Source organism: Methanoregula sp., from assembly GCA_041645435.1.
Lineage (GTDB): Archaea > Halobacteriota > Methanomicrobia > Methanomicrobiales > Methanospirillaceae > Methanoregula.
The window spans coordinates 626,578-648,055 of record JBAZQB010000002.1; the positions used below are offsets into that span (position 1 = coordinate 626,578).

Consider the following 21,478-nt stretch of genomic DNA (forward strand, 5'->3'; position numbering starts at 1 on the left):
ATAAAAAAATGAAACTGCCGTTGTGAATTCAAGGACTTTCATTTTCAAGCAGCCACTTCCAGAGCGGGATGCAGGAAATATTTCCCTCCTCCGCCTCGTAATCTTTGGTAAGTATCAGGAGCTCGTTTACCTTCCCGTCAAATTCCCCGGCAAATTCCCGCAGGCCTTCATATTCACGTTCTGGAATCTCATCACTGTAGCAGACATTGATTGCAGTCAGGGTGTTGTCGCTGGACCTGATGACAAAATCCACTTCACGGACTCCCTTCCAGTAATACGGGGTCTGGCCGGACCGCATGAGTTCTACAAAGACAAGATTCTCGGCAAGTTTTCCCTCGTCTTGTGAGAACCGGAACGAGACTGCATTCCTGAGTCCGTTATCGATGCAGTAGATCTTTTTATTCTGCCGTGCCTGTGCCGGCAGCGAGTACGAAAAAGCCTGTACCTCAAAGAGGATCTTTGCCATGCCGGCAAAGTGGATATAATCCCGGACCGTGTCAATATCGATCCCAAGCATCTCTTTTATGCGGCGGTATGAATACGGGGAGGAGATGTTGGTGAAGAGATAATGGAGGAGAGCTGCCAGGGCTTTCTGGTTCCGGACCACGTTTGTACGGATGATGTCCCGGTACACGATGCTGTCGTAGTAGGCCCTGAGGTAATCCTGTTTCGTTCGTTCATCCTGCTGGAGCACGACAATGGGAAAACCGCCTTCATGGAGGTACTGCCGGAGGCGGGTGGTGACTTCGTACTTTTGCGCTGCCCGTGTTGTGGCATCTTTGGGCACGACAATGCCATGAAACCGGAGGTATTCTGAAAAATCCAGTGGAAAGACGGGAATAGAAAAGTACCTGCCCGAGAGCAGAGTGGAGACCTGCGAGTCCAGCAGGTACGAAGACGAGCCCGAGAGAATGATCCTGCACTGTTTGCGGTCGTAGAGGGTTTTTATCTCCCGCTCCCAGTTTTCTACGGCCTGGATCTCATCAAAGACAAGCCAGATGGTGCCTTTTGCCGCGACTTCCCTGCGGTACGTGTCGACGGCTTCGAGCAGTGCGTTTTTCCGGTCCGCCATTTCCGGCTCATCGCAGTTGACAAAGAGAATATTTTTTGCCGGTACCTTGTTGGTCGTGATGAGCAGCCGGATGGTCTGGTACAGCAGGGTGGTCTTTCCCGAGCGCCGGACTCCGCTGAGGACAATGATCTCGCCCGTCCTGAGATAGCGTCGGATCGTTGCGAGATACTTCTGCCGTTCCCTGCCGGTATCGAACGGCAGGCCGCTCCACCACGGGTTCTGGCTTGCGAGCAGTTCGAAGAGTGTTGTCACACTAGTGTGTAGGGTTATACCCCTCCATAAAGGTTTGGTTGTGATGGGTTATAACCCGACATGTTCTGGCTATTGTGATGGGTTGTACCCTGACCTGGTTGAGAGGCGGGGGTGCCAATGCCACCGGAGAACCAGGAAATGGTTCTCGTATGAATACAAAATGTATCCGGTTGAGTAAAAATTGTATTCATTTTCTTGTCGCGACCCGGTGCTTATGAGGAATTTAGTGGGAACCTGGCGTACCCGATACATCCGGCCGGGTACTAACTACCATAAGGAATCCCGGCGCAATTTTGAGATAAGGAAAAAATCCCATGCCCGCACCCGTTGTAGGAGTGGACGAACGTCCGCCGCTTGCCATCTTCGCGCCGCTCTCGCTGCAGCACCTGCTCGCGATGTTCGGTGCAACGGTTCTCGTGCCGGTGCTGCTGGGCGTTGACCCGTCCACGGTTCTCCTCTTCAACGGGATCGGCACGCTGATCTTTCTGGTCGTGTGCCAGTGGAAGGTCCCGGCGTACCTTGGTTCGAGTTTTGCGTTCCTTCCCCCGGCGCTTATCATCATCCCGCTGTACGGGTATGGCGCAGCTCTCGGGGGTTTTATCGCATCGGGAATCCTGTTCATCCTGCTGGCGGGCGTGATCAAGAAGACCGGGATCGGCTGGGTTAACACCGTGTTTCCCGATGCAGCCATGGGAGCGATCGTTGCGGTCATCGGCCTTGAACTCGCACCGACGGCGGCGGCGATGGCCGGGCTCACGACCGGACCGGTGGACCTGACAAACCTCGGCATTGTCCTGGTGACGCTTGGCGTCATGATCACCGGCATGACGGCATGCCGGGGATTCCTGCGGCTCATTCCGATTCTTCTCGGGCTTGTCACGGGATATGTTGTTTCGCTCCTGCTGGGCCGTGCGGTCTTTGACCCGATTCTTTTGGCCCCCTGGTTCTCCTTTCCCACCATCTATACGCCGGTCCTGTCGGCGCCGGCGATCATCCTCATCATCCCGGCATCGCTGGTGGTCTTTGTCGAACTGATCAGCCATCTCAAAGTCACGGGGACCATTGTCGGCCGCGACCTGATGGCGGACCCGGGGATCGAACGGACGCTGCTCGGCAAGGGGATCTCCACGGTCCTCTCGGGAATGTTCGGCTCCACGCCCAACACCACGTACGCGGAGAATATCGGCGTGCTGGCGATAACGCGGGTCTACAGTACGGCGGTCCTTGCGGGGGCTGCCGTGATCGCGATTGCGATCTCGTTCTGCGGCAAGATCCCCGTCGCCATCCAGTCGGTCCCGGGCCCCGTCATGGGGACGGTCTCGCTGCTGCTGTTTGGGGTCATTACGGCATCGGGTATCCGGATGCTCATTGATGCGAAGACCGACCTGTCGCTGCCCCGGAATCTTCTTTTGGTTTCGCTTATTCTGGTTATCGGGGTTTCGGGGGCGTCGGTTGATATGGGGCTTGTGCAGTTGAAGGGGATGGCGCTGTCGACCGTAATAGCGGTGGTGCTGGGGGTATTTTTTTATGGGATTGACTGGTGGGGCGGGAGGAGATGCTGATGGGGATTATCGAGTTTTTCTTTTTTTGCTTTTTTTGCTATGAGGGAATTATCGGGCGGGTCAGGGCCCGGTGGTGGCGAGGCCGGGATGATGGGGAGGGGGATGAGGGTTGTGCCGGATTTTATTTATGGTGTGGGAGATGGAAATGGTGGGAGGTGGACGGTGAAATTGCTCAAGACTAAATTAAAACCAATCTTCCAATTTGAGTTGCCCTTGATTAGTTGAGCCTTCGTTTATGCCCAAAGAACCAGCAGGGACGAATCCATAATTCTTAAGTTGGTCAATTTTGGATGGATCTTCATAATCTTTTTCAGAAATTGCCCATGCTAATAAGAATTTTGGACGTGAACTTGCGACATAAGCAAAACGTGCTGATTCGCCATTAGCATTATCAATGTCTAACCAATGTTGCCAATATCCACTACCAGTATCTCTTTCGCCAGATGATTGATATGAGGACACGAGTAAAATTGAATCAAATGTTTTTCCTTTAGCTGAATGAATCGTTGATAATTCAATTGTTTTATCAATTTGGTGTTTAATGTCATTTATTGTCTCAATAACCGGAGAATTTTTATTTCCTGGTGGTGAGGTTTTTATCATATTATTTTCAGTAATTGTTTCTGATGCAAGCCATTCATATTGAGATCGAATATCCTCAAATATTACAGGGAAACTCTCGTTAAATTTTACCCTCCAGTCTGTCCAAATTTGAGTAAAATCGGCTAATGATCCTTGTTGGCTGCAACGGTTAAGCAGATTCGCAAGAAATAATCTCCATTGATGATTTGGAACATCAATTGGGCCATAAAAATTTCTGTAGTTTCGCTTTTCATTAGGAAATAAAAATTTTGATAAGAAAAATCCAAAATAAGTTAGCGATTCTTTTTTGAATTCTATGTCTTCGAATGACCACAGATATATCGCAGTCGGTGCTAGTTTGGAAAAAATAATTTTTTGTGTTATTGTCCTTCCCATCAATGAATTCTTGTTAGACTTATTTCTTATCAGGATGGCTGATTTTTCTACATCATATTCGTTTACAACTAGGTAATCAGAAAATTTTTTAGGTATCTCATGTATCTTTTCTTTTTGATAACTAAAAATGAGACAGTGATTCTTATTTGGAATATTATCAGATCCAAGTATTGTTTCCTCGTTTTTCACAAGTTTACAACAGGTATTCACAATCGATTGAACGCTTCTAAAGTTTTTTGTTAATGGGATAATAGTAAATTTTTCCTCTTCAGAAAATTGAATAATTTTTGTGAAATCCGCATTGTTATAGGAAAAAATAGATTGATGAAGGTCGCCGACTAAGTGAAATGTTGAACCCCTATTTTTTAATAAACGAAAGATATCAAGTTTAATAGAGGATAAATCTTGACACTCATCAATAATGATGATGGTAAATCGATTTGATATTAATTTACATATTTCGGGATTATCATTCAGAATTTTATAGCAAATAATATCCACATCTTGGTGTGTAACAAAACCCGATTTCCAAAATTCTGTCTTGATCTGTTGTAATTCGGTTTTCAGAGATCTATTAACAATACTTTTTTTTCTTTTAGCATCGACTTGAAAATTTCCTGAAGAAAAAACTATTTCATCACATTTTTTGTCTAAAAAATAAAATTCATTTGCTTGGATGCATCCTGTATCAAAACAGGAGCATTGTGTTGAAAATTTTTTATTTTTCAAGAATCCTGCAGCACTGGATTTGTCAATCAAATGAATGCTTTGATCATCCTCATTTCCAGAATAATTGGTCACTATATGGGCAAATGGATTAAGAATGAATCTGTGCATCCAACTATCTATTGTACCAATGAAATGTGGGTGTGAAATTCCCGATGACCCTGCGAATTGTTGAACTCTGTCAGTAATTACATCAGTGGCTTTGTTTGTGTATGTTAGAACAGCAATCCCGTTTGTTTTTTTGGTCCACTTTTTAAATTCATAGGCTGATTTTAGACCTACGACTTCGGTTTTACCGCTCCCAGGACACGCTTTTAAAAAACTATTTTTTTCCAAATCATATTCGACATATTGTAATTGTTCAAGAGTTTTGTCCCATATCCGACATTTTCCATAATCATTACACGGAGAATTTGTCGAAAGATGCAATGAATAGCATTCTTCGGATGATTTTTTCTGATTATTGTCGCATAAGACATCAGAAATTTTAAAAAATAGGTCCTGCTTCGTATCAGACATTTTCCATCTCACATACCCAATAAATTGCGTTTTGGATGTATTCTGGAACTTCAAATTTTACATTCTCATCTGACGATAGATATTCCGCAAGTACTTGAGCAAATATCCCTTTGTTATCCTTAACTCTATTAAGTAAATCAAATGCGGCATCAGTTCTTATTGCCTCGCTCGCAATAGTCCAATCAGTACGGACATATGTCTCAAAGGTTTTTCGAACAGAACCATCGGTATCTAAAATTTTTAAAAAACATTCACACATGGGTTCCAAATTTTTTCCCTCAATCGCTAAATCATATTCAAATGTTTTTAAATTGCGATAAAGACGACAATTCGCCGAACGATCAATAGGTTCAATCAATTTCAACGCAGAATTTTCTCCTTTGGCGGGAGAAGTCTTTGTGGGTTTTAATGCAGAATCTGGATCATTGTCAGTAATACCTGCACACTTTAGAGGGATTGATACCGGTGGCGGAGTTTGATTGTTTAGATCACAAAATAATTGCATAAAATGATTGAAAAAAATCCCATTCATATTGATGACAGATATCCCTTGTTCTTCGAGTGTTTTTGGAAAATTTTGGTGTTTCCTTTGATTGTAATCTCTAATTACAATTTTTGCAATTTCTGGTATGACCATCGCTTCAGCAATCCCTTCAACTAAAATCACTCCCTTTGAAAAAAGTAATGTTGATTTAGTTACATCCAGCCACCGTGTAAGAAATGCCTTATTGGAAATTGATAATCCACAATCTTTCAGATGTGTTGGAATTGTAATTCGGTTTTCTCCTAAAGCAAGATGAATAACGGAATCAATTGATGCCGCAGACGCAAGAACTGCTGAATGAGTTGTAACAATTATTTGGATGGTTGAATTTTGGGTTTCGTTCTGAAGATATTTTAGAAGTTTTATCTGAAGTTGTGGGTGTAGATGAGCTTCCGGTTCTTCGATAAGTAATATTTTCAAAAAATCTTGTTGATCAGCACCGATTTCTTTTATATATTTTAATTCTGCAAGTACTGTCGCGAGATAAATTAGGTTATTGTATCCTAAACTATTTTCTTCAAGACTTCGATAAGTCTCTTCTTGGCCTTCTGGAATAATTTTGGGAAAGAAAAACAATCTTAAATTTTCAACAATTCTGTTAAAGTTTGTTTCTGAAAATTGTATTCGTGTATCCTGCCCAAATACCGATCCGATTGCCTCTTCAAGACTCTTTTTAATTAATTCATTTGCTTTGTATATCGTCTCGTTTTTATCGCCAGCAATATCACTATAAAATGCATTCACTTTTTTTTCTAATCCTACTTTGCTAGTTTCATCTTTATTTAGGTTTAAAATTAAACGTGCTAACCGTGAACCTCGACCTTCACGTAGTTTTGCCTCAGCATCTCGTAATGGTGGTAGGTAAATGCAATTAATCAAATCAACTAATTCTTTTTCATAAGGAGTACTCTGGGAAACTCCGCCCCACATCTTTCGATTATATCGTCCACGGTTGTTTTGAGTGTCTTCAATTATCAGAGAAAGCCGAGCTTTCTTTTCATCATCTCTCCATGGTAAAAATGCAATTTGCTCATGTTCTGATAAATCTTCAAAATGGGCCACAATTTTTATTTTTTTTGAGGCTATTGCATCTTTGGCAAATGGTCTATGAAAATCTCTTTCAGAAATTCCATAGCGACCATATTCATCTTCAGTTAATAATAATCGAATGGAATCGATAATCGAACTTTTTCCAACTCCGTTCTCTCCAACAAGAACGTTTAGACCGGAAGAAAAAGAGATCTCAAAATTTTCATTAAAATTTTTATAACCAGAGATTGAGATTTTTTTTAGAAACATAAAATTCCCATATTGATAATTACAAATATAATTTATTGAACTTACGATTTGATTGTTCAAAAACGATGCAATTCATTCACCTTTCTTCAAATTACTTGCTTTTGTGAAACCTTCTGAAGCAAACTCCTGTTTATGTGGAATATATGTTCGAATGAGCGACTTATTATCAGATTTTCTCCGCTCTATGGCCTTTTCAACCAACGGAGATTTTTCAATACAACTCATTATTTTTTCGACATGAATGTCGATATATTGATTGTAATCGTTAAATGCGGAATCTAACTTTTGAAGATCTTTTAAGAGATTTTTATTGGGTTCTGCACTTAATGCAGCATTTTGAATGAGGTCAGAGATTCCTTGCTGGATTTTTTGCCTGCGATAACAATTCTCTGATATCGCTTCCAAGTGACTAGCAATATCCGCATCAACTTTCTGACCCCCCATGTATGAAAATATCGCGTGAACTATGATAAAGTCTGTCCAATGAATTTCTTTCCGTAAGCCGGTTTTTGGTCTGTGAATTAGATCTTTCTTCAATTCATGAGGCAATTCGTTTGAAATTACTCTTGCATCATTCATGAAATTCAATCTTCATCACGACGTAAGTGATCGGCTACCCCTTCACCATTCAGCTCATCAACCTCAGGATCAAGAGAAATCACTTTTTGAAATAACTCAGAAATATTGCTTTTTTGAATATCACAATATCCGCTTTCAGCATCAACCTTTAGAAGCATTTTAAAAAATTCTTCATAAAAATAATTTGGCCTCCGTAAAATCTCTTGTTGATACCTAGCATTTAGTTCATGGAGTTCAATAATGGCATCTGAATGGAAGTTTACTACGCTTTTTTCACCATCCCATTTTCTTTTTCGATTTAATGACGTAGCAAAGTTCTTGAAATTGCCATGGTCAACAGAATTAGAAATTATCAGATAATGATCAACTTTTTTATTAAAATTCTTTAACTCTTCGGATTCGAGTGCTGCACGGATATACCCCCAAGCTTTGTTAATTTCAGCTCGATCTAGATCATAGGTCGCTTGTATCGCCAGTTTGCAGTCCCATGCAAAAACTCGCTTATGGCTCTGACGGGTTTTGAACTCCAGACCGACGAATCCTTCGGGGACAAAGGGTCCACCCGCTTTGTAGGCACTAGGAAAAATCTGTTTAAATATATTGAATACATCCGTTTCGAATTCTTTCGGAGAATAATCTGTGAGTAAGGAAATTTTAGCCTTGATATTAATATATGAGCTACGAGCCGCGTTGGAAATTCTATCTGAAGAGTATAACAGCAGTTTTTCGATTTTCTCCTCAATTTTTTGTAAACCCTTTTCTTCATCGACAAGGATTTCGCTGAGTTCAATTTGTTCGAACAATTTTTCTTGCATTTCTGTCGAATTCGCAACACGTGCGATATTGATAAACAGGATTGGTAAACCGGATCGAACTAGATAATCTAAAGATGTTTTTGATAGTCGTTTAAAATTCAAATAAACAAAAATCGGTTTGTTGTTTATCTGAATCTCAAATAGGGTAAATTTTGTATTTTTAATCTGAATTTTCCGTTGTCTCTGAAATAAAAATTTGTTGCTTCGACGAATAAGATCCAAAAAGTAATTCTGGATTCCTCTCTCGGATAATTCAAGTTTATATGAATCATGAACCTTGTGGGTCTCAGCTTCACAATCACGGCATCGTTGTAACTCATTGGGGGAATATGCTGTGTGACCACAATTTCCGTTTAAACAACGCAATCTAAATTCCTTTATTGCGGTTATTATATTTGATTGTTTTAATTTATCGATTGAGACGATCTGGAAAGATTTCGGATTAATGACGCGTTTTTCTGAAAGTAAATAGTTGTAAATTGCTTGCTGATTTGGTGCTAAGTTGGTTGGATCTAATGGAATGTTCAATCGGATGCCAAACCTTTCCAAAAAAATCCTTGAAAACTCTTGACGATCTACGTCTTTGAGTTCTTTATTATTCACTTCAAGTTCCAAAGCTCCATTCTCTAGTTCTTTAACTAAGACGTACTTTCTTTTTCCATTCTTTCGGGTTTTTGAATAACTAATTGCGAATTTGTCAATGTCGGAAAGATTCTCAATAGATATTACATCTTTATCAACTAATTCGGAAATTGCAATTGAAATATCATTACTTACGCTAAAATTGCCGATTTCAATTGGGGTACCTTGATCAAGTTTTGATCTTTTTGTTTTCAGCAATATTATCTCAAACTCGTCGTGACTGTCAGGATTTCGTAGCCGTCCTAAAAATGTTTCGAGATTTCCATTCGAAGTTGTTTCTGCTTCATCAATTAGTTCCGTAGAAAATTGATTTTCAAGAATTTTTTTAATGCTTTCTGCGATGTATTTGCTTCGACCCCCCCGTATCTCCCGAATTTCCACCCCGTTCGGCTGAACTTTGATAAGCACGTATTTTGATGGTTTTAAACGTTTGTGTCCGGATGTTGTCTGAACTAATTTATCACCAATCTGCTTATCAAAAATGAAAATCGAATCTGAAGCTCCAATATATCGGACTTTTTTTGGCCCATCATACCAATTTTTTGTTGTAAGTTTTTTTGCAAAATTATTTGCCCCGTTAAGGAATTGGGAAGATATGTTGATTGGAAAAGGATTTGCAGTTATTAATGGATTGAAAATTGTTCCCGTAGATGCAGCATTCCAATTATGATAAACAAAGATATTCAATAAATGATCTTGAGAATCATCGATTAATAACTTGAACAAAAGAAAGAATTCTCTGTCTTCGATGTTTATAGTCGAATAATTTTTTTTCAGATAATCGATTACGCTTTTTCTAAATCTTCTCAAAAAATCTTCTAGAAATAATAGTTGTACCGCTTGCGGAGAAGTAAGAATAGAATCAATGTAATTTGTTTGATCATCAAAAGGTGGTGTTGATAATTGTAAATATTGATGAATTTGCTTAAGATCGTTTAACGAGGTAGCTTCAAGATAATATTTTAGTTGTGATTTACCCCTAGATTTCCACCGATCAGTGAAGTATCCAAAATTTACTTCTTTCGCATTCCAAAATTTTTCATTATTTTTTTCGAACATTTTTCACTCATTCTTGGCGAGAAATATCAATACAGACTCTTTAGAGAAATAAATCTTTATGAAATCGTATGAAAGAATATCATCAAAATTTAATTATATGTCTTGTGGTTTTATTTTTCACAGCCCATCGTCACAATTGAATATTGCACTATAGCATTGTCTCCACAAGTTTAGAAACGATTTTCGCTTTCACTTCCCCAAAACGACCTGTGGCTTTTTGTTCACATGCAGCTCCTCTAACACAAATAACATCAACCCCAGTAGCCCAGAGCTCTGGAAGTTCCTTAAGAGTAATAGAACCTGCAATCCAAACCTCTTTTTTCGAATTGTGAAAAGTAGAGACTAAATCTGCGATTTCCTGGAGAGTACAGGAGTCCAATAATCCCCTGCCCATCGATTTATTATAAGTATCTAAAAGAATCCCATCCGCTTTTATTTCGGTAACAAGTTCATGGCTTTCTTTAAAAGGCTCAAAGAATCGTTTCAAATCTTTGTCTACAAAAACCGCAGGGATCACTTTCTTCTTAGGATAAAAAAATTTCACCGTGCGAACCAACGATTGTCCCTGATATATTGCAGCTTGTAATGGCAACTCTGCCAAGCCGCATTTGATAATATCTGCTCCTGCTGTCGCTACCCCAAGTGCTGCCTGGCAGGTTGAAGCACGATCATGTTGTTTCTCGCCGATATTCGTTGAAATAAGAACTTTATTGTAACCGTCCTTGTTTAGCCTATTGCGAACGGCAACAATATTTAGTGGGTATGGTGTTCCAAGAGCGGATATTGGATATTCGACATCAGCAATATGAGCACCACCCTTTGCAGCTTCGATGGCTTCTTTTGGACCTCGAACACTAATCAGCAATTTTTGCATATTTTCTCTCTCAACTTGATTACTTTTAAATTCTCGGGAATATATTTTCAAGAACATCAGATAGAAAAATAAAATATTCTACGAATACTACACAATGATAAATAAAAATTTTAGATCCATCGGGGCTCAGGGATTTATGTCAAAGATGAGCTAAAACAAGGATTGTAATTACGTCAAAGAATGGAGAGAATATGTCTGAAAAAAAATGCAATTTGAATGATGAGTCACTCCAAATGAAATTAGCCAACCGTTCTGATTTTTTAAATAAGAAAGAGCACATCTTGGCTGGTGCAACGGTATACTTATCGGGACCGATGGATTTTGTTGCATCCCGAGCTGAAGAGAAGAAAACCGGATGGCGTACACGGGTCGCTCAGTTTGTGAAGTCACTTGGTACCAAGGTTTACGATCCCTGGAATAAACCCGAAGTAATTGGTATGCATCATTATGGCAAAGAGGATGAATTCTCAGCAGAAAAGCGGAATACCTGGTCTTTTGAAGATTCTGTTGATGGAGATTGCCTCCGTGCTTCACTGAATGTGGAGTTCTGGCCCACCATGCACATAGATCTGCGAATGGTGGATACTAGTGATTTTCTCATCGCATTTGCTCCCACAAACATTTACAGTGTCGGTACTGTGCATGAGATTGTGATGGCTAGCCTGCAAAAAAAGCCGGTTCTCTTTGTCAGCCCGCCAGTCATTTTTCCTTCTTTGGAGAAATTACAGAATCACTTTGAGAAAAAAAATGATTGTGACGGGAAAAAAATTCTTGATAAACTTTGTGAGGAAATTCCTCTTCGACCCAATACTGGAGGAATCCCCAGCATGTGGTATATGACATTACTGGATGGTCATTACTTCTTCGATGGTTTTGGCTTTAAGCCCTATATGAAAAAATTTGGCTGGGAACATAGTGCCTTAGATGAACGGGAAGATAAATATCCTCCAAAACGGCCGCTTTTACCCTATTTGGAGGGATTAAATTGTAAAATTCCTCTTAAGTATAATTTGGAACAAAAAAAATATATTGAAAATGAGGACTGGCTGATTTTTAATATGCCGCGGGAATGAAAAATTATTCTCCCCCTTGTATATTAGTGGATATAATTCGAAATGATCAGTTCAAGTCAGGAATTCTCAAATTATAAAGGACTTCATGCAACTTCACCATCGCCAGTGTATCCATCTTGCAATATTCCAGTGAGGCACCACGGTTTCTTTCCATTCCGGATACCCCATCTAATGCATGCAAAATATCGTTTTGATGAAAATATTCTTGTTAATGAATGGTTGCATTCCCTTCTCGTTATCGGTAAGATAATTTATTACGATGTCTCTTAGATTCATCGCCCAGTTCGTTTTTATTTTCCAAATTCACTGTTGGATATAGGGATTCTTCACATATTTCAGCAAGTCGTGTTACGCTACCCTCTCTCACTCCCGATTACAGTTCCCTGATATATGAGTTTATTTTTTATCTAAAGCTAAGGCAACAATGGGTATCTGTATATCGGGCCAATAAGGTCAAGTTTACCTCGAATGAGATCCTGAAAAAGAATTACAGATATTTTCTTCTTGTCTATTTTACACATAGGAAGCATAAAAAATTAAGGCACTTAAACAAGATTTCAATTTTTGAGAAACCTATGCTAGACAGCTCAGAAATATATTTGTCAGGTGGCAAAGTCCACATCACATCAATAAGACTTTCTTTTTTTCGAATGATTTCTTCATCAGTAAATCCATTTTTTGTTTTTATGTCGTAATGTAATTTAATAAAATTCGACTCAATGTCTTTATACGGACTGCATACTTTTTCACTAAGGAAAAAAAGGCCTCCTGGGGGGAGTGCAGAATATATCTTTTCTAAGCAATGTTTTCTCAAAGGTATTGGAATAAATTGTAGTGTAAATACCGCTAAGACGATGTCAGAATGTGGTAACTCTATATCAATAAGATCGCCAAAAATGTAGTGGATGTTATCTATCCCACAACATTCACGCTTAGCTTGTATAAGCATATCTTCGGAACTATCAATATAATAATATGTGGGATGGTAAAACCCTATTTTCGCATTAATTTCACGAATACAATATCCAGTTGCTCCACCGATATCAGTAATAATAATCTTTTCTTTAGGATGAAGTTTGATATAATCGCTAATTATATCATGCATATCAATATAATATGGTACTGAACGTGAAATATGATCATTGAATATTGGTGCGATAGTTAAATCAAATTTCCACTTGGAGTTCATTTTTTGACTCGTAATACTAAGGAAAGACCATTCACTTGTTTTTTTTGATTGAATGACCAGAATTTTTTATGTTCGGATCGAAGTATAACAAAATCAGAGAACAATGAAAATATATCTTCATCATTATAATGATGGAACATTATTCCACTATTTCCAAGAATTATCCCATTTTCACCGTAAATCTCTTCACTTAAATTATATTTCTCTAATGATAACGTGTCGCTGTTTTTAGAATACATATTTACAAAAAGATATCCGTCTGATTTTAAACTCAACCTAATATTATGAATCACATTTTTTATATCTTCCATAAAGAGAATACAGTCTAAAACTCCTAATGCGATGATTACATTATATTCATTTTGGGGATAATCTAATAATCTAATATCACAATTGATTAATTCTGTTTTGGAGAGTATTTTTTTTGCTCTATTTAATTGAACTATTGAAGAGTCAATACCTGTCAGATTAAAATATCCTTCGTTTTCAAGAAGAGATAGTATACGACCATAGCCACACCCTAATTCAAGTATCTTAAAACTCTTAGGTATTAGTTGTTTAAAATATAATATATCAAATGGTGTTGTTGCCTTGAATTCCGGATAATCATCCCAAGTATTTAGCATCCAACATAACCTTTTTATTATATTTTTTCAATAGATCATTAAATCTGTTTAATTTTAAAGAACCACAACCATCACACATCATTAATTGAGAAACGTTTTTCGACGTAACAAATTCTACAAACTGATTTGGTGTTAGGTGTCTGATTGTATCTTCATATTTTTCATGCCTTTTTTTAAGAGCAGGAAAGTAAAAATAATTCATTTCAGACCCTACATTGTTGTCTATCTCAGTGTTATTGTAGTTAAAACCAGTGGGAAAAATAAAATTAGACTTAAATTGATTCAAGTAACATTTAAGGATTAGATCTAATGCACCACATCTATTATTATCATTTACATTTCTTTTCTTTAATTCAGATTCTACATTCTCCCATACAAATCTTATACCTCTTCCCAGTATGGCATCAATAAATTCGTCATTGATGAGGTCTGGCACTTTATACGATTCATTCACCATTTTAACCCAAGAGTTTGCGAAGTCTCGTTCATTTTTTTTATCTTTTCCAATTATTGCTATAGTTTTTTTATTCAACAATTCGTTAACAGTGCTCTGGACTTCGCGATCAAAATATCTATTGTATGGGAAATTTTTTTTTAATTCATTTAATTCAATTCCAGACATTTTATTCTGGAAATACCTGGAAAGATTCATTTTACATGAAATAATCCCCAAAAAATTTGAGTCAGCATACCGTTTAAATAAAGTTAATGTCTCGGGTGATTGGACAAATGACGTTATTGAGACACAGATTTTATCTGTAGGGCGTTTATAAATACATAATAACCGAAAACAATACTCTATCTCATCGAGAAAATCGATATTAAGCATTGCAGAATTTAAACCAAAGTATCGATATTGAACTTCAGAATCACAAAAAGGCATGTAAAAACCTTTACAATTTTCGGGATACGTTATTTTGTCTATTTCATCAATTTTGTTAGATATAAGTTCATTATTAACAACCGGAGTTTTACTATTTATTGATCTCTGTTGAGCGATCAAGTTATGCCAGTTATCACGATATAACTTAATTTGATCTGAATCTAATTTTCTAGCAAAACCGCCATGAATTTGAGTTTTATTATGACATTCAAGACAAAGAACTGCAAGATTTTTTATTTCATGATTATCTGGATTTTCATCTATATGATGAATTTGAACTGGTTTGCTTTTATCCCTACAAACACAACATGTTCTATCTGATTTAAACAAGATTTCTGCAGAACTATTTTGAGGAATTTGAGTTCTCGATTTTTTTATCATTCAAATAAATATTCAAGAGTTATTAATAGAATATATTTTTGGTTTTCATTTTTTTTAATGTTTGATTTTTTTAGGTAACCAACCATCCGAATTTTCTATTGTTTGAGTTGTATCGGGTATTACCGTTTATTCACTTATCAGTCCTGGCCATATATTGTTTCAATATTTTTGCGAACATGTTCGGTCATTAGATAAACAAATTAATTATTTGCCTTTTAAAAATACAAAATCTAAAATAGACAATTATAATAAATGTTATATCAAAAATAAATATATGGCGGATAAGGATCTCGAAAACATCGATTATTGGGATGACGATAACATTAAAAAAACAGAGACTTTTTTTAAAAAAGCTCAGGATTATTCCACAGTTCTTCTAATCATTTTGGCGGCAATTTTTGGAATAATCAGTATTTTCACTTTAGGATTCAAAATAATCGGTGTTTTAATTTTTTCAAAAGCGATTTCCACTATTTACAGTGATGTTGTCTTGGGAATTTTAGCCATTTATTATGCTGCTTGGTTTTGGGGTGTGAAACGAGATATCGAATCACAAAAAAATACATTCGTTATGCCCCCAAATTCAGGAAAAATTCCAATTCTTGGTTTTTCAATCTGTTTGGTTCTGATAATTATTTTCGGGTTTGCTTTGTTTTATCATAGGGATTATCAAATATTATTATCTGCCTTAACGGTTTTCTTGATTTTAAATTATGTTGGATGGAGATATTTAAAAAAACTATACCATAATTCGATTTGCGAGAGTTTTCAAAAATATAAAAATGATAATGATTTCATAAATTATGAAAAATTAAAAATTTCTTCGAGCTGGTTATATGGTAAGTGGCAAAATAAAAGATTTCAAACTGCTGCTGGGAGTATTCTTTTCATTTTCTTCTATTCAATTTTTTTTAATAACAATATTTCCCAAATTGCTCAGATAGATTCACCAAATGTTATGCCGGTAGTTTTGCTCGGCGGTTACGTTGTAGGAATCGAATTTTGGATCTGGTGGCATAGAGGCGTACGAGACAATCTATTGAATCAATTGTCTCAGTTTGAAAAAAAGTATAATTTTTCAAAAAAGTTTTAACCAGAGTCCTCTTAATTTACGAATCTGATAGAAATTTATACTAAAAGATTTGAGATTACATTTTGATTTTTCGATTTTCGGATCAATGAATCCCGCTTTCATAATCCCTCACAACCAACCTCGTTCTCAATTCATCTCATCCCGCCCTTCCCTCAGCTACACTCCGGGGTCTGCAACGCTCCGCTGTGCACCATTACCCAAGTTCTGGAAAGGGCGGAAGCCTAATGATTCCCAAATCTCCGGAGAAAATCATTCCCCTTTCCCCTCAATAATCGCAAGAACTTTCTTCCCAGTCTCTGTGATTCGGTAATAACGTCCCATCCGCTCATTCGGGGTCAGGCACTCAACGAGTCCCTTTTCGGTAAGTTCAATCATGACTCTGCTGATAGTTGAACGGTCGTTATCTAGCTGTTTGGCAAGATCCGTTGGTGAGCTGGGTTTGGTAAGGGCTTTGAGTACCTGTCTTCTGGTCCGTCCTCTCCCGACAAAACTCACCAAGTCAAACATCTGAAGAAAAATGGGGAAATTAATGTGATGAATTTACGTAGTAAATGCACATTTCATACGTAGCAAATTTTATCCCCTCCCCCGCCCAATACTCACTCCGGTGCCTGGTGAAAAAAATCGAATAAAAGTGGATGTGAAAAATCCCGGAGTGGCCACCCCCGGCTTTAAACTCTTGTTCCGATGTGGAACAACGTCGCTCAAAAAGGGACTTCACCAGACACCGCATCGGGGAGATTCATTCGTCGGGATCTCCCCCATTTTTAATGGCAGGAATCAAGAATGGATTTACAAAAAATTAATTCCCCGCACATCCGAATATCACCTGTGAGGTTGTTACCGGTTCTCTCAATATTCTTATTCGTCCTCGTCACGTCCGGGTGTGTCACAAATAATCCCGCGACAGCAGGACTAGACCGTGTGCAAGCCGCAGACCGCACGAATGCCAGCCAGGAATATTTCGATCGGATGGTTGTGGCAGATCCCGGAAATGCAACGGCCTGGTGTATCCGCGGCATGTATTACAACAATGCGTTCAGCCAGTACGAAACAGCACTTGAAAGTTATAACCGTGGCCTGGAACTGGACTCCCGGAATGGGATCTGCTGGTATGGAAAAGGAACTACGCTCCGGAATATGAAACAGTTCAATGAATCAGCGATCAGCTTTGAGAATGCAAAGAAGATCGATCCAACACTGGTATAGCACAGCAGGGCCTGGATGGGGAGTCCCTGCTATCCTGAAAAATTGATTGCCCGTTATTTTACCATAACATTCAGGTAGAATACTTCGGTAACTCCCGAGAGAATGGCGGGGTGTCTGGTTGCGGAGTTTCTTAAAAAAATTTCGAACGCGAGCTGGAGAGTTAATCAAATTTTTTTTGTCCAGCAGACCCTGAACACAATCATTGAGGAGTGCAGTTATAATTCCCCCGCTCGCAGCCGGGAAGACTATGGGATCCGATTTCGTTGAAAGATATCGTATAATATTGCCCGTGGTATTCGTAGATGGGCGTACAGGGATAACACTCTGCAATTGTCTGATTCTTCCACGCGGTATTATGAAATCTGATAAAGTCACTCTGATTTCCATCGAACCATGCCGCAACACGATGATCGTTCTGCCAGGCATTCGGATCTGGATTTACACCATGCATGGCTTTCTCAAGATCCGGAAAATCTTTTAATTCATTATTTGTCAGGTGAACGAGTACCATCCAGCGTGGATAATTAAAGTTCCACTCCTGTATCTCGAAATTTGCATCAATCACTTTTTGATCCTGCACGAGGCTGGTTTCTTTCGAAGAAGAATTTCCTGATGTTTGATTGGAACTTTGAAAGAAGATCCCGTAAGCAATGAAACAACCAGTAATTCCCAAGATAATGAGGATACACAGAACGGCAATTTCTTTTTGATTTAATACCGGAATTTTCATTTTTATCAAAACAATTCTCCTAATCCAGTGAATCAGGACATTTTCTCAATCAAGTTCTCTGGTTTTTTCCTTTAACTCCTGTTTTACCATTTCCCTTTCCATGACAATTAATAATCCTTTCATGAAAAAATGTTTGATTATTTTCACGGATACGCCGCGTGGGACGTGGTTGTGTACCGTCCGTAATTCGTATCAGCGATTACACTTACAAATTGATCTATTTCCGGGGAAACCTGCGTCCATACATTTACTGCATACTGGAAATATGGATCACCTGTTATGCGTGCCCATTCATCAGTTGCTACGGTTGTCGCTTCAAATGTATTTGTCGTGGGGACTGATACCCGCTTGTACTCACTGGATCCCCATAAATCGGTAAATGAAGATGTGCCCGGGGCAGATGTCACGCTGTACGGCCCAATCCAGGTGAATGTGTCCATATTTTCAAAATTAATCGTGTAATACCCGGAAGCAAATCCTACATGGTATCCATAGGAAAAGGGCAGATTGTTTTCTTCAATAGAAATGGATCCTGGATACGAGGCGTAATCATATGTTGGGATTTGGAATTGTGCACCGCTCCTCCATGTTGTCGGGAATAATTCCAACTTTCCACTGCCGGCTCTGTCCCAATGTTTTACAACAATTTCAATAGATTCACCGGAGTTGAATTTATACTCCCGCTCCTGGAAAATTGTAAAAAGATCATTTCCCGCACCGAGGAGTGTCCAGCTGACGGGCTTGATCTGACCAATACAATAGTCGTAATTATAATCAGTATGGATCCGTTCGGCATGTTCCCTTGCAATGTAAAAGTGGGGCAATATTTCATCCAATGCAGAATTTCTTCCGGTTATGGATTGTGTTTCGGTAGTTCCTGTCAGGGCACTGAATGAAGATTTTTTCATTGGTTCATTCGATTTCGCAAGTGAATTTTCTACTGGATATGTATCACTGGGTAGAATTTCCAGGATATCATCCTCAAGTTTCATGCGAGATTTCAGATCATCGAGATTTTCATAATACCGGTAAAAATAGTTCGCCGGCAATGCGATCTTCCCATCTTGTGCGTTTTTTGTAAACTGCTGGTACATTTCCTGAGGCATTCGGACGAGGATAATATTCTCATCCGACGCAAGGTTGTTCTCTATAAAAAAGCTCGGAGCTTCTTTGGTGCTTGAAAATGTAGATTTGGAATCCAGATATTCTATGGGAAGATTGATGATATTTGGTTTAGGCTTTTGATCGACTTTTGCAACTGTTTTTGTAGAGAGAACAAAAGTAATCATCTTCGATTCTGGCAACCATTGAGCAGGTTTCATATCCTTAAGATAATCGTCTGAAATTTCATGATGTGGTGTTATAACTGTACCCAATTCACCAGAATTGGTTGTGTTTTCTCCCGCACTCACCATCGGTACAAGCGCCATCGCCGCCAGCAATAATGCCAGCATGACGATGCTTAGTTTTCGTAGTTGCATTTTTTCAATCCTCCTTTTTGTCGATAGCCTGCGTTCGAAGGTATGGTGAAAACCTTCAAAATGATCGGAAGATAACACTCACATGCCTGCGGGCAGGACCGGGTTCAACAGAGTTTCGTCGCCCGGTGAACCCGTCCTTTTCGGGACAACCCCCGGCTGTCCACGGTTAGCGATTTAAAAAGGGTGCATTTATTCCTTCTAACGCGTTTTTCTACCGATCAGGGAACCGGTAACAGGGGAGTTTTTCTATCCGGCAGCCTACCTGACGGTCAGTAAGGGTACCCCCAAATAACGCCTGTACGGGCTCCGATTCCCTGTTTTTCCGGAATCAGAGGGAATAATTCGGGAAAATGCGGTAATAATTCAGTTTTTTCAGGTCATTTTCACGTCTGAAAACATGAGGCAGTAATTAGCAGTATTTGGATGGCGAAAAAGAGGAGTAACGGGTTTTACCTTGTCTTGGTAATTTTAATGAACCGGAGGGCCTCTGTGACGGTTCCCATTTTTCTGATCCGAATAAATGTTACACATCAGGGACCTCAATGGATACCGGCCTTTTGTCAGTGATCCCTTATTTCAGAGTACTTCCAAAATACGTCCTGTACTGGCTCCGATTCCCTGTTTTTCCGGAAACAGAAGGAATAATTCGGGAAAATTAGGGAATAATTCAGGGTTTTCGGGTCATTTTCACGTCTGAAAACATGAGGCAGTAATTAGCAGTATTTAGATAGCGAAAAAGAGGGGTAACGGGTTTTACCTTAGGTATGCGTTTTTTCTGAAAGGAAATGGGCTTCCTGACGGTTTTGAAGAAAATATTGTTTTTACATCCGAGAAAATGATATTACCGATAACGCCTGGGTATTCCAATCAATGAGCTGTGATAAAAAAGTGAGAATTAGTCCTCATCGTCCCCCTCATACTTGTCGTTGTTGGGGTTCAACTGGTCCGCATGATTATCCATCGTCGAATCATATGCGTCGTTGTTCAGGTTCATCGAATTGGACCGGTCATCGTTTGAGCTGTGACCGTGGCCTCAACCTTTTCCCATTGTGTGATCACCTCCTTTGTGGTTTGTGAATGAAGATGGGAGTGATGGAGAATATCTTACTGATTCGAAATAGTTTCCCCATTTGTCAGGTATTCATTTTTCCGGCTGTATCCTTTTTTGCATCTGAAAGAATTTCAGGGCAAATTTTCCATCTTCGGTAATAAAATAGGTTTTTTCCTGTCGCGGGATAAAGGATTGGAATTGGTCTCCCCGCGCCGGCCCCCGGCACACCGGGCTGCATCCCCTGACAGGCCATGAGGTCACATTCACTGTTGCATGCGAATTTATCAGGTACGAACAGGCAGTTGGCCTTCTCAGATATCGCACTGCGACCCGTATTTTATCCCGCTATTCCGGGGTGGGCTGGCTTTTATGTTCCGGCCCAAAGAGGGGTTTTTGGGATATGAAATTCCCCGGTGTTTTTTTGAACAGTTCAACAATCGGGCCGGTTCAAAAAAAATAGTCTGATCTCCGGGATCATCCGGAGCCGGTGGTATGGATCGTGATAATAAATTCAGGATTTGAGTTTTGATTGCGCTCTGTCTCGTTCCTTTTTGGCATCGTCATTCGTTGGATCGATTTTCAATGCCTGGTCACAGGCTGCAATAGCATCGGAATACTTTCCCTGATTGTTGAGGACACTTCCCTTCGTGGCCCATGCATCGGCATAGTCCGGGTCAATTTTCAATGCCTGGTCACAGGCTGCGATGGCCTCGAAATACTTTCCCTGATTGTTGAGGACACTTCCCTTCGTGGCCCATGCATTGGCATTGTCCGGGTCAATTTTCAATGCCTGGTCACAGGCTGCGATGGCCTCGGAATACTTTCCCTGATCGTTGAGGAT

17 protein-coding genes are annotated in these 21,478 nt (G+C 39.3%); 4 read left to right on the top strand and 13 right to left on the bottom strand.

Annotated elements, in window-relative coordinates:
* Positions 1-28 precede the first annotated feature (28 nt).
* Positions 29-1,324: an ATP-binding protein gene (locus tag WC593_06605; protein MFA4824815.1), complete on the bottom strand. Its 1,296-nt coding sequence runs from the start codon at positions 1,322-1,324 to the stop codon at positions 29-31.
* A gap of 314 nt (positions 1,325-1,638) precedes the next feature.
* Between WC593_06605 and uraA the strand changes: the two genes are divergently transcribed.
* Positions 1,639-2,886: a uracil permease gene (gene uraA, locus WC593_06610; protein MFA4824816.1), complete on the top strand. Its 1,248-nt coding sequence runs from the start codon at positions 1,639-1,641 to the stop codon at positions 2,884-2,886.
* A gap of 183 nt (positions 2,887-3,069) precedes the next feature.
* Here uraA and WC593_06615 read toward each other — a convergent pair whose 3' ends face one another.
* From WC593_06615 to WC593_06635, 5 genes are all read right to left on the bottom strand, one after another.
* The gene (locus WC593_06615; protein ID MFA4824817.1) at positions 3,070-5,109 is read right to left on the bottom strand and encodes an ATP-dependent helicase; all 2,040 of its coding nucleotides are present in this window, start codon (positions 5,107-5,109) and stop codon (positions 3,070-3,072) included.
* Positions 5,102-6,952, bottom strand: a complete 1,851-nt coding sequence (locus WC593_06620; protein ID MFA4824818.1) for an AAA family ATPase — start codon at positions 6,950-6,952, stop codon at positions 5,102-5,104. The genes WC593_06615 and WC593_06620 overlap by 8 nt, the downstream gene beginning before the upstream one ends.
* A 72-nt stretch (positions 6,953-7,024) precedes the next feature.
* Positions 7,025-7,531, bottom strand: coding sequence for a hypothetical protein (locus WC593_06625; protein ID MFA4824819.1), 507 nt, complete (start codon positions 7,529-7,531; stop codon positions 7,025-7,027).
* 5 nt (positions 7,532-7,536) lie between these two features.
* The gene (locus WC593_06630) at positions 7,537-10,047 is read right to left on the bottom strand and encodes a hypothetical protein (GenBank protein MFA4824820.1); all 2,511 of its coding nucleotides are present in this window, start codon (positions 10,045-10,047) and stop codon (positions 7,537-7,539) included.
* Between the two features lie 148 nt (positions 10,048-10,195).
* Positions 10,196-10,978, bottom strand: a complete 783-nt coding sequence (locus tag WC593_06635) for a (5-formylfuran-3-yl)methyl phosphate synthase (GenBank protein ID MFA4824821.1) — start codon at positions 10,976-10,978, stop codon at positions 10,196-10,198.
* Positions 10,979-11,112: 134 nt separating this feature from the next.
* On the opposite strand from WC593_06635, the gene WC593_06640 reads away from it, so the two are divergent.
* Positions 11,113-11,994 (top strand): hypothetical protein, encoded by an 882-nt coding sequence (locus WC593_06640; protein MFA4824822.1) that lies wholly within the window; start codon positions 11,113-11,115, stop codon positions 11,992-11,994.
* A 508-nt stretch (positions 11,995-12,502) separates the two neighbouring features.
* Here WC593_06640 and WC593_06645 read toward each other — a convergent pair.
* From WC593_06645 to WC593_06655, 3 genes are read right to left on the bottom strand one after another with little or no spacing between them, the layout of a single operon-like run.
* Complete coding sequence (locus WC593_06645; protein MFA4824823.1) at positions 12,503-13,183, bottom strand: methyltransferase domain-containing protein; 681 nt, start codon at positions 13,181-13,183, stop codon at positions 12,503-12,505.
* The gene (locus WC593_06650; GenBank protein MFA4824824.1) at positions 13,180-13,809 is read right to left on the bottom strand and encodes a class I SAM-dependent methyltransferase; all 630 of its coding nucleotides are present in this window, start codon (positions 13,807-13,809) and stop codon (positions 13,180-13,182) included. The genes WC593_06645 and WC593_06650 overlap by 4 nt, the downstream gene beginning before the upstream one ends.
* Positions 13,790-15,073, bottom strand: a complete 1,284-nt coding sequence (locus tag WC593_06655) for an HNH endonuclease signature motif containing protein (protein ID MFA4824825.1) — start codon at positions 15,071-15,073, stop codon at positions 13,790-13,792. Before WC593_06655 ends, WC593_06650 begins: the two co-directional genes overlap by 20 nt.
* A gap of 274 nt (positions 15,074-15,347) precedes the next feature.
* Here WC593_06655 and WC593_06660 point away from each other — a divergent pair, with 274 nt between their 5' ends.
* Entirely contained in the window at positions 15,348-16,166 is an 819-nt protein-coding gene (locus WC593_06660) for a hypothetical protein (GenBank protein MFA4824826.1), read from the top strand.
* Between the two features lie 249 nt (positions 16,167-16,415).
* Here the strand turns inward: WC593_06660 and WC593_06665 are convergent, their stop codons facing one another.
* Entirely contained in the window at positions 16,416-16,673 is a 258-nt protein-coding gene (locus tag WC593_06665; GenBank protein MFA4824827.1) for a winged helix-turn-helix domain-containing protein, read from the bottom strand.
* 324 nt (positions 16,674-16,997) lie between these two features.
* Here WC593_06665 and WC593_06670 point away from each other — a divergent pair, with 324 nt between their 5' ends.
* Complete coding sequence (locus WC593_06670; protein ID MFA4824828.1) at positions 16,998-17,375, top strand: hypothetical protein; 378 nt, start codon at positions 16,998-17,000, stop codon at positions 17,373-17,375.
* Positions 17,376-17,574: 199 nt separating this feature from the next.
* Here the strand turns inward: WC593_06670 and WC593_06675 are convergent, their stop codons facing one another.
* The 3 genes from WC593_06675 to WC593_06685 all read right to left on the bottom strand — a co-directional run.
* A complete protein-coding gene (locus WC593_06675) occupies positions 17,575-18,114 on the bottom strand; it encodes a hypothetical protein (GenBank protein ID MFA4824829.1) in 540 nt (179 codons plus the stop codon).
* A gap of 134 nt (positions 18,115-18,248) precedes the next feature.
* Positions 18,249-19,586 (bottom strand): hypothetical protein, encoded by a 1,338-nt coding sequence (locus tag WC593_06680; GenBank protein ID MFA4824830.1) that lies wholly within the window; start codon positions 19,584-19,586, stop codon positions 18,249-18,251.
* Between the two features lie 1,562 nt (positions 19,587-21,148).
* Positions 21,149-21,478: tetratricopeptide repeat protein (locus tag WC593_06685; GenBank protein ID MFA4824831.1), on the bottom strand; the 330-nt coding region annotated here is incomplete at its 5' end.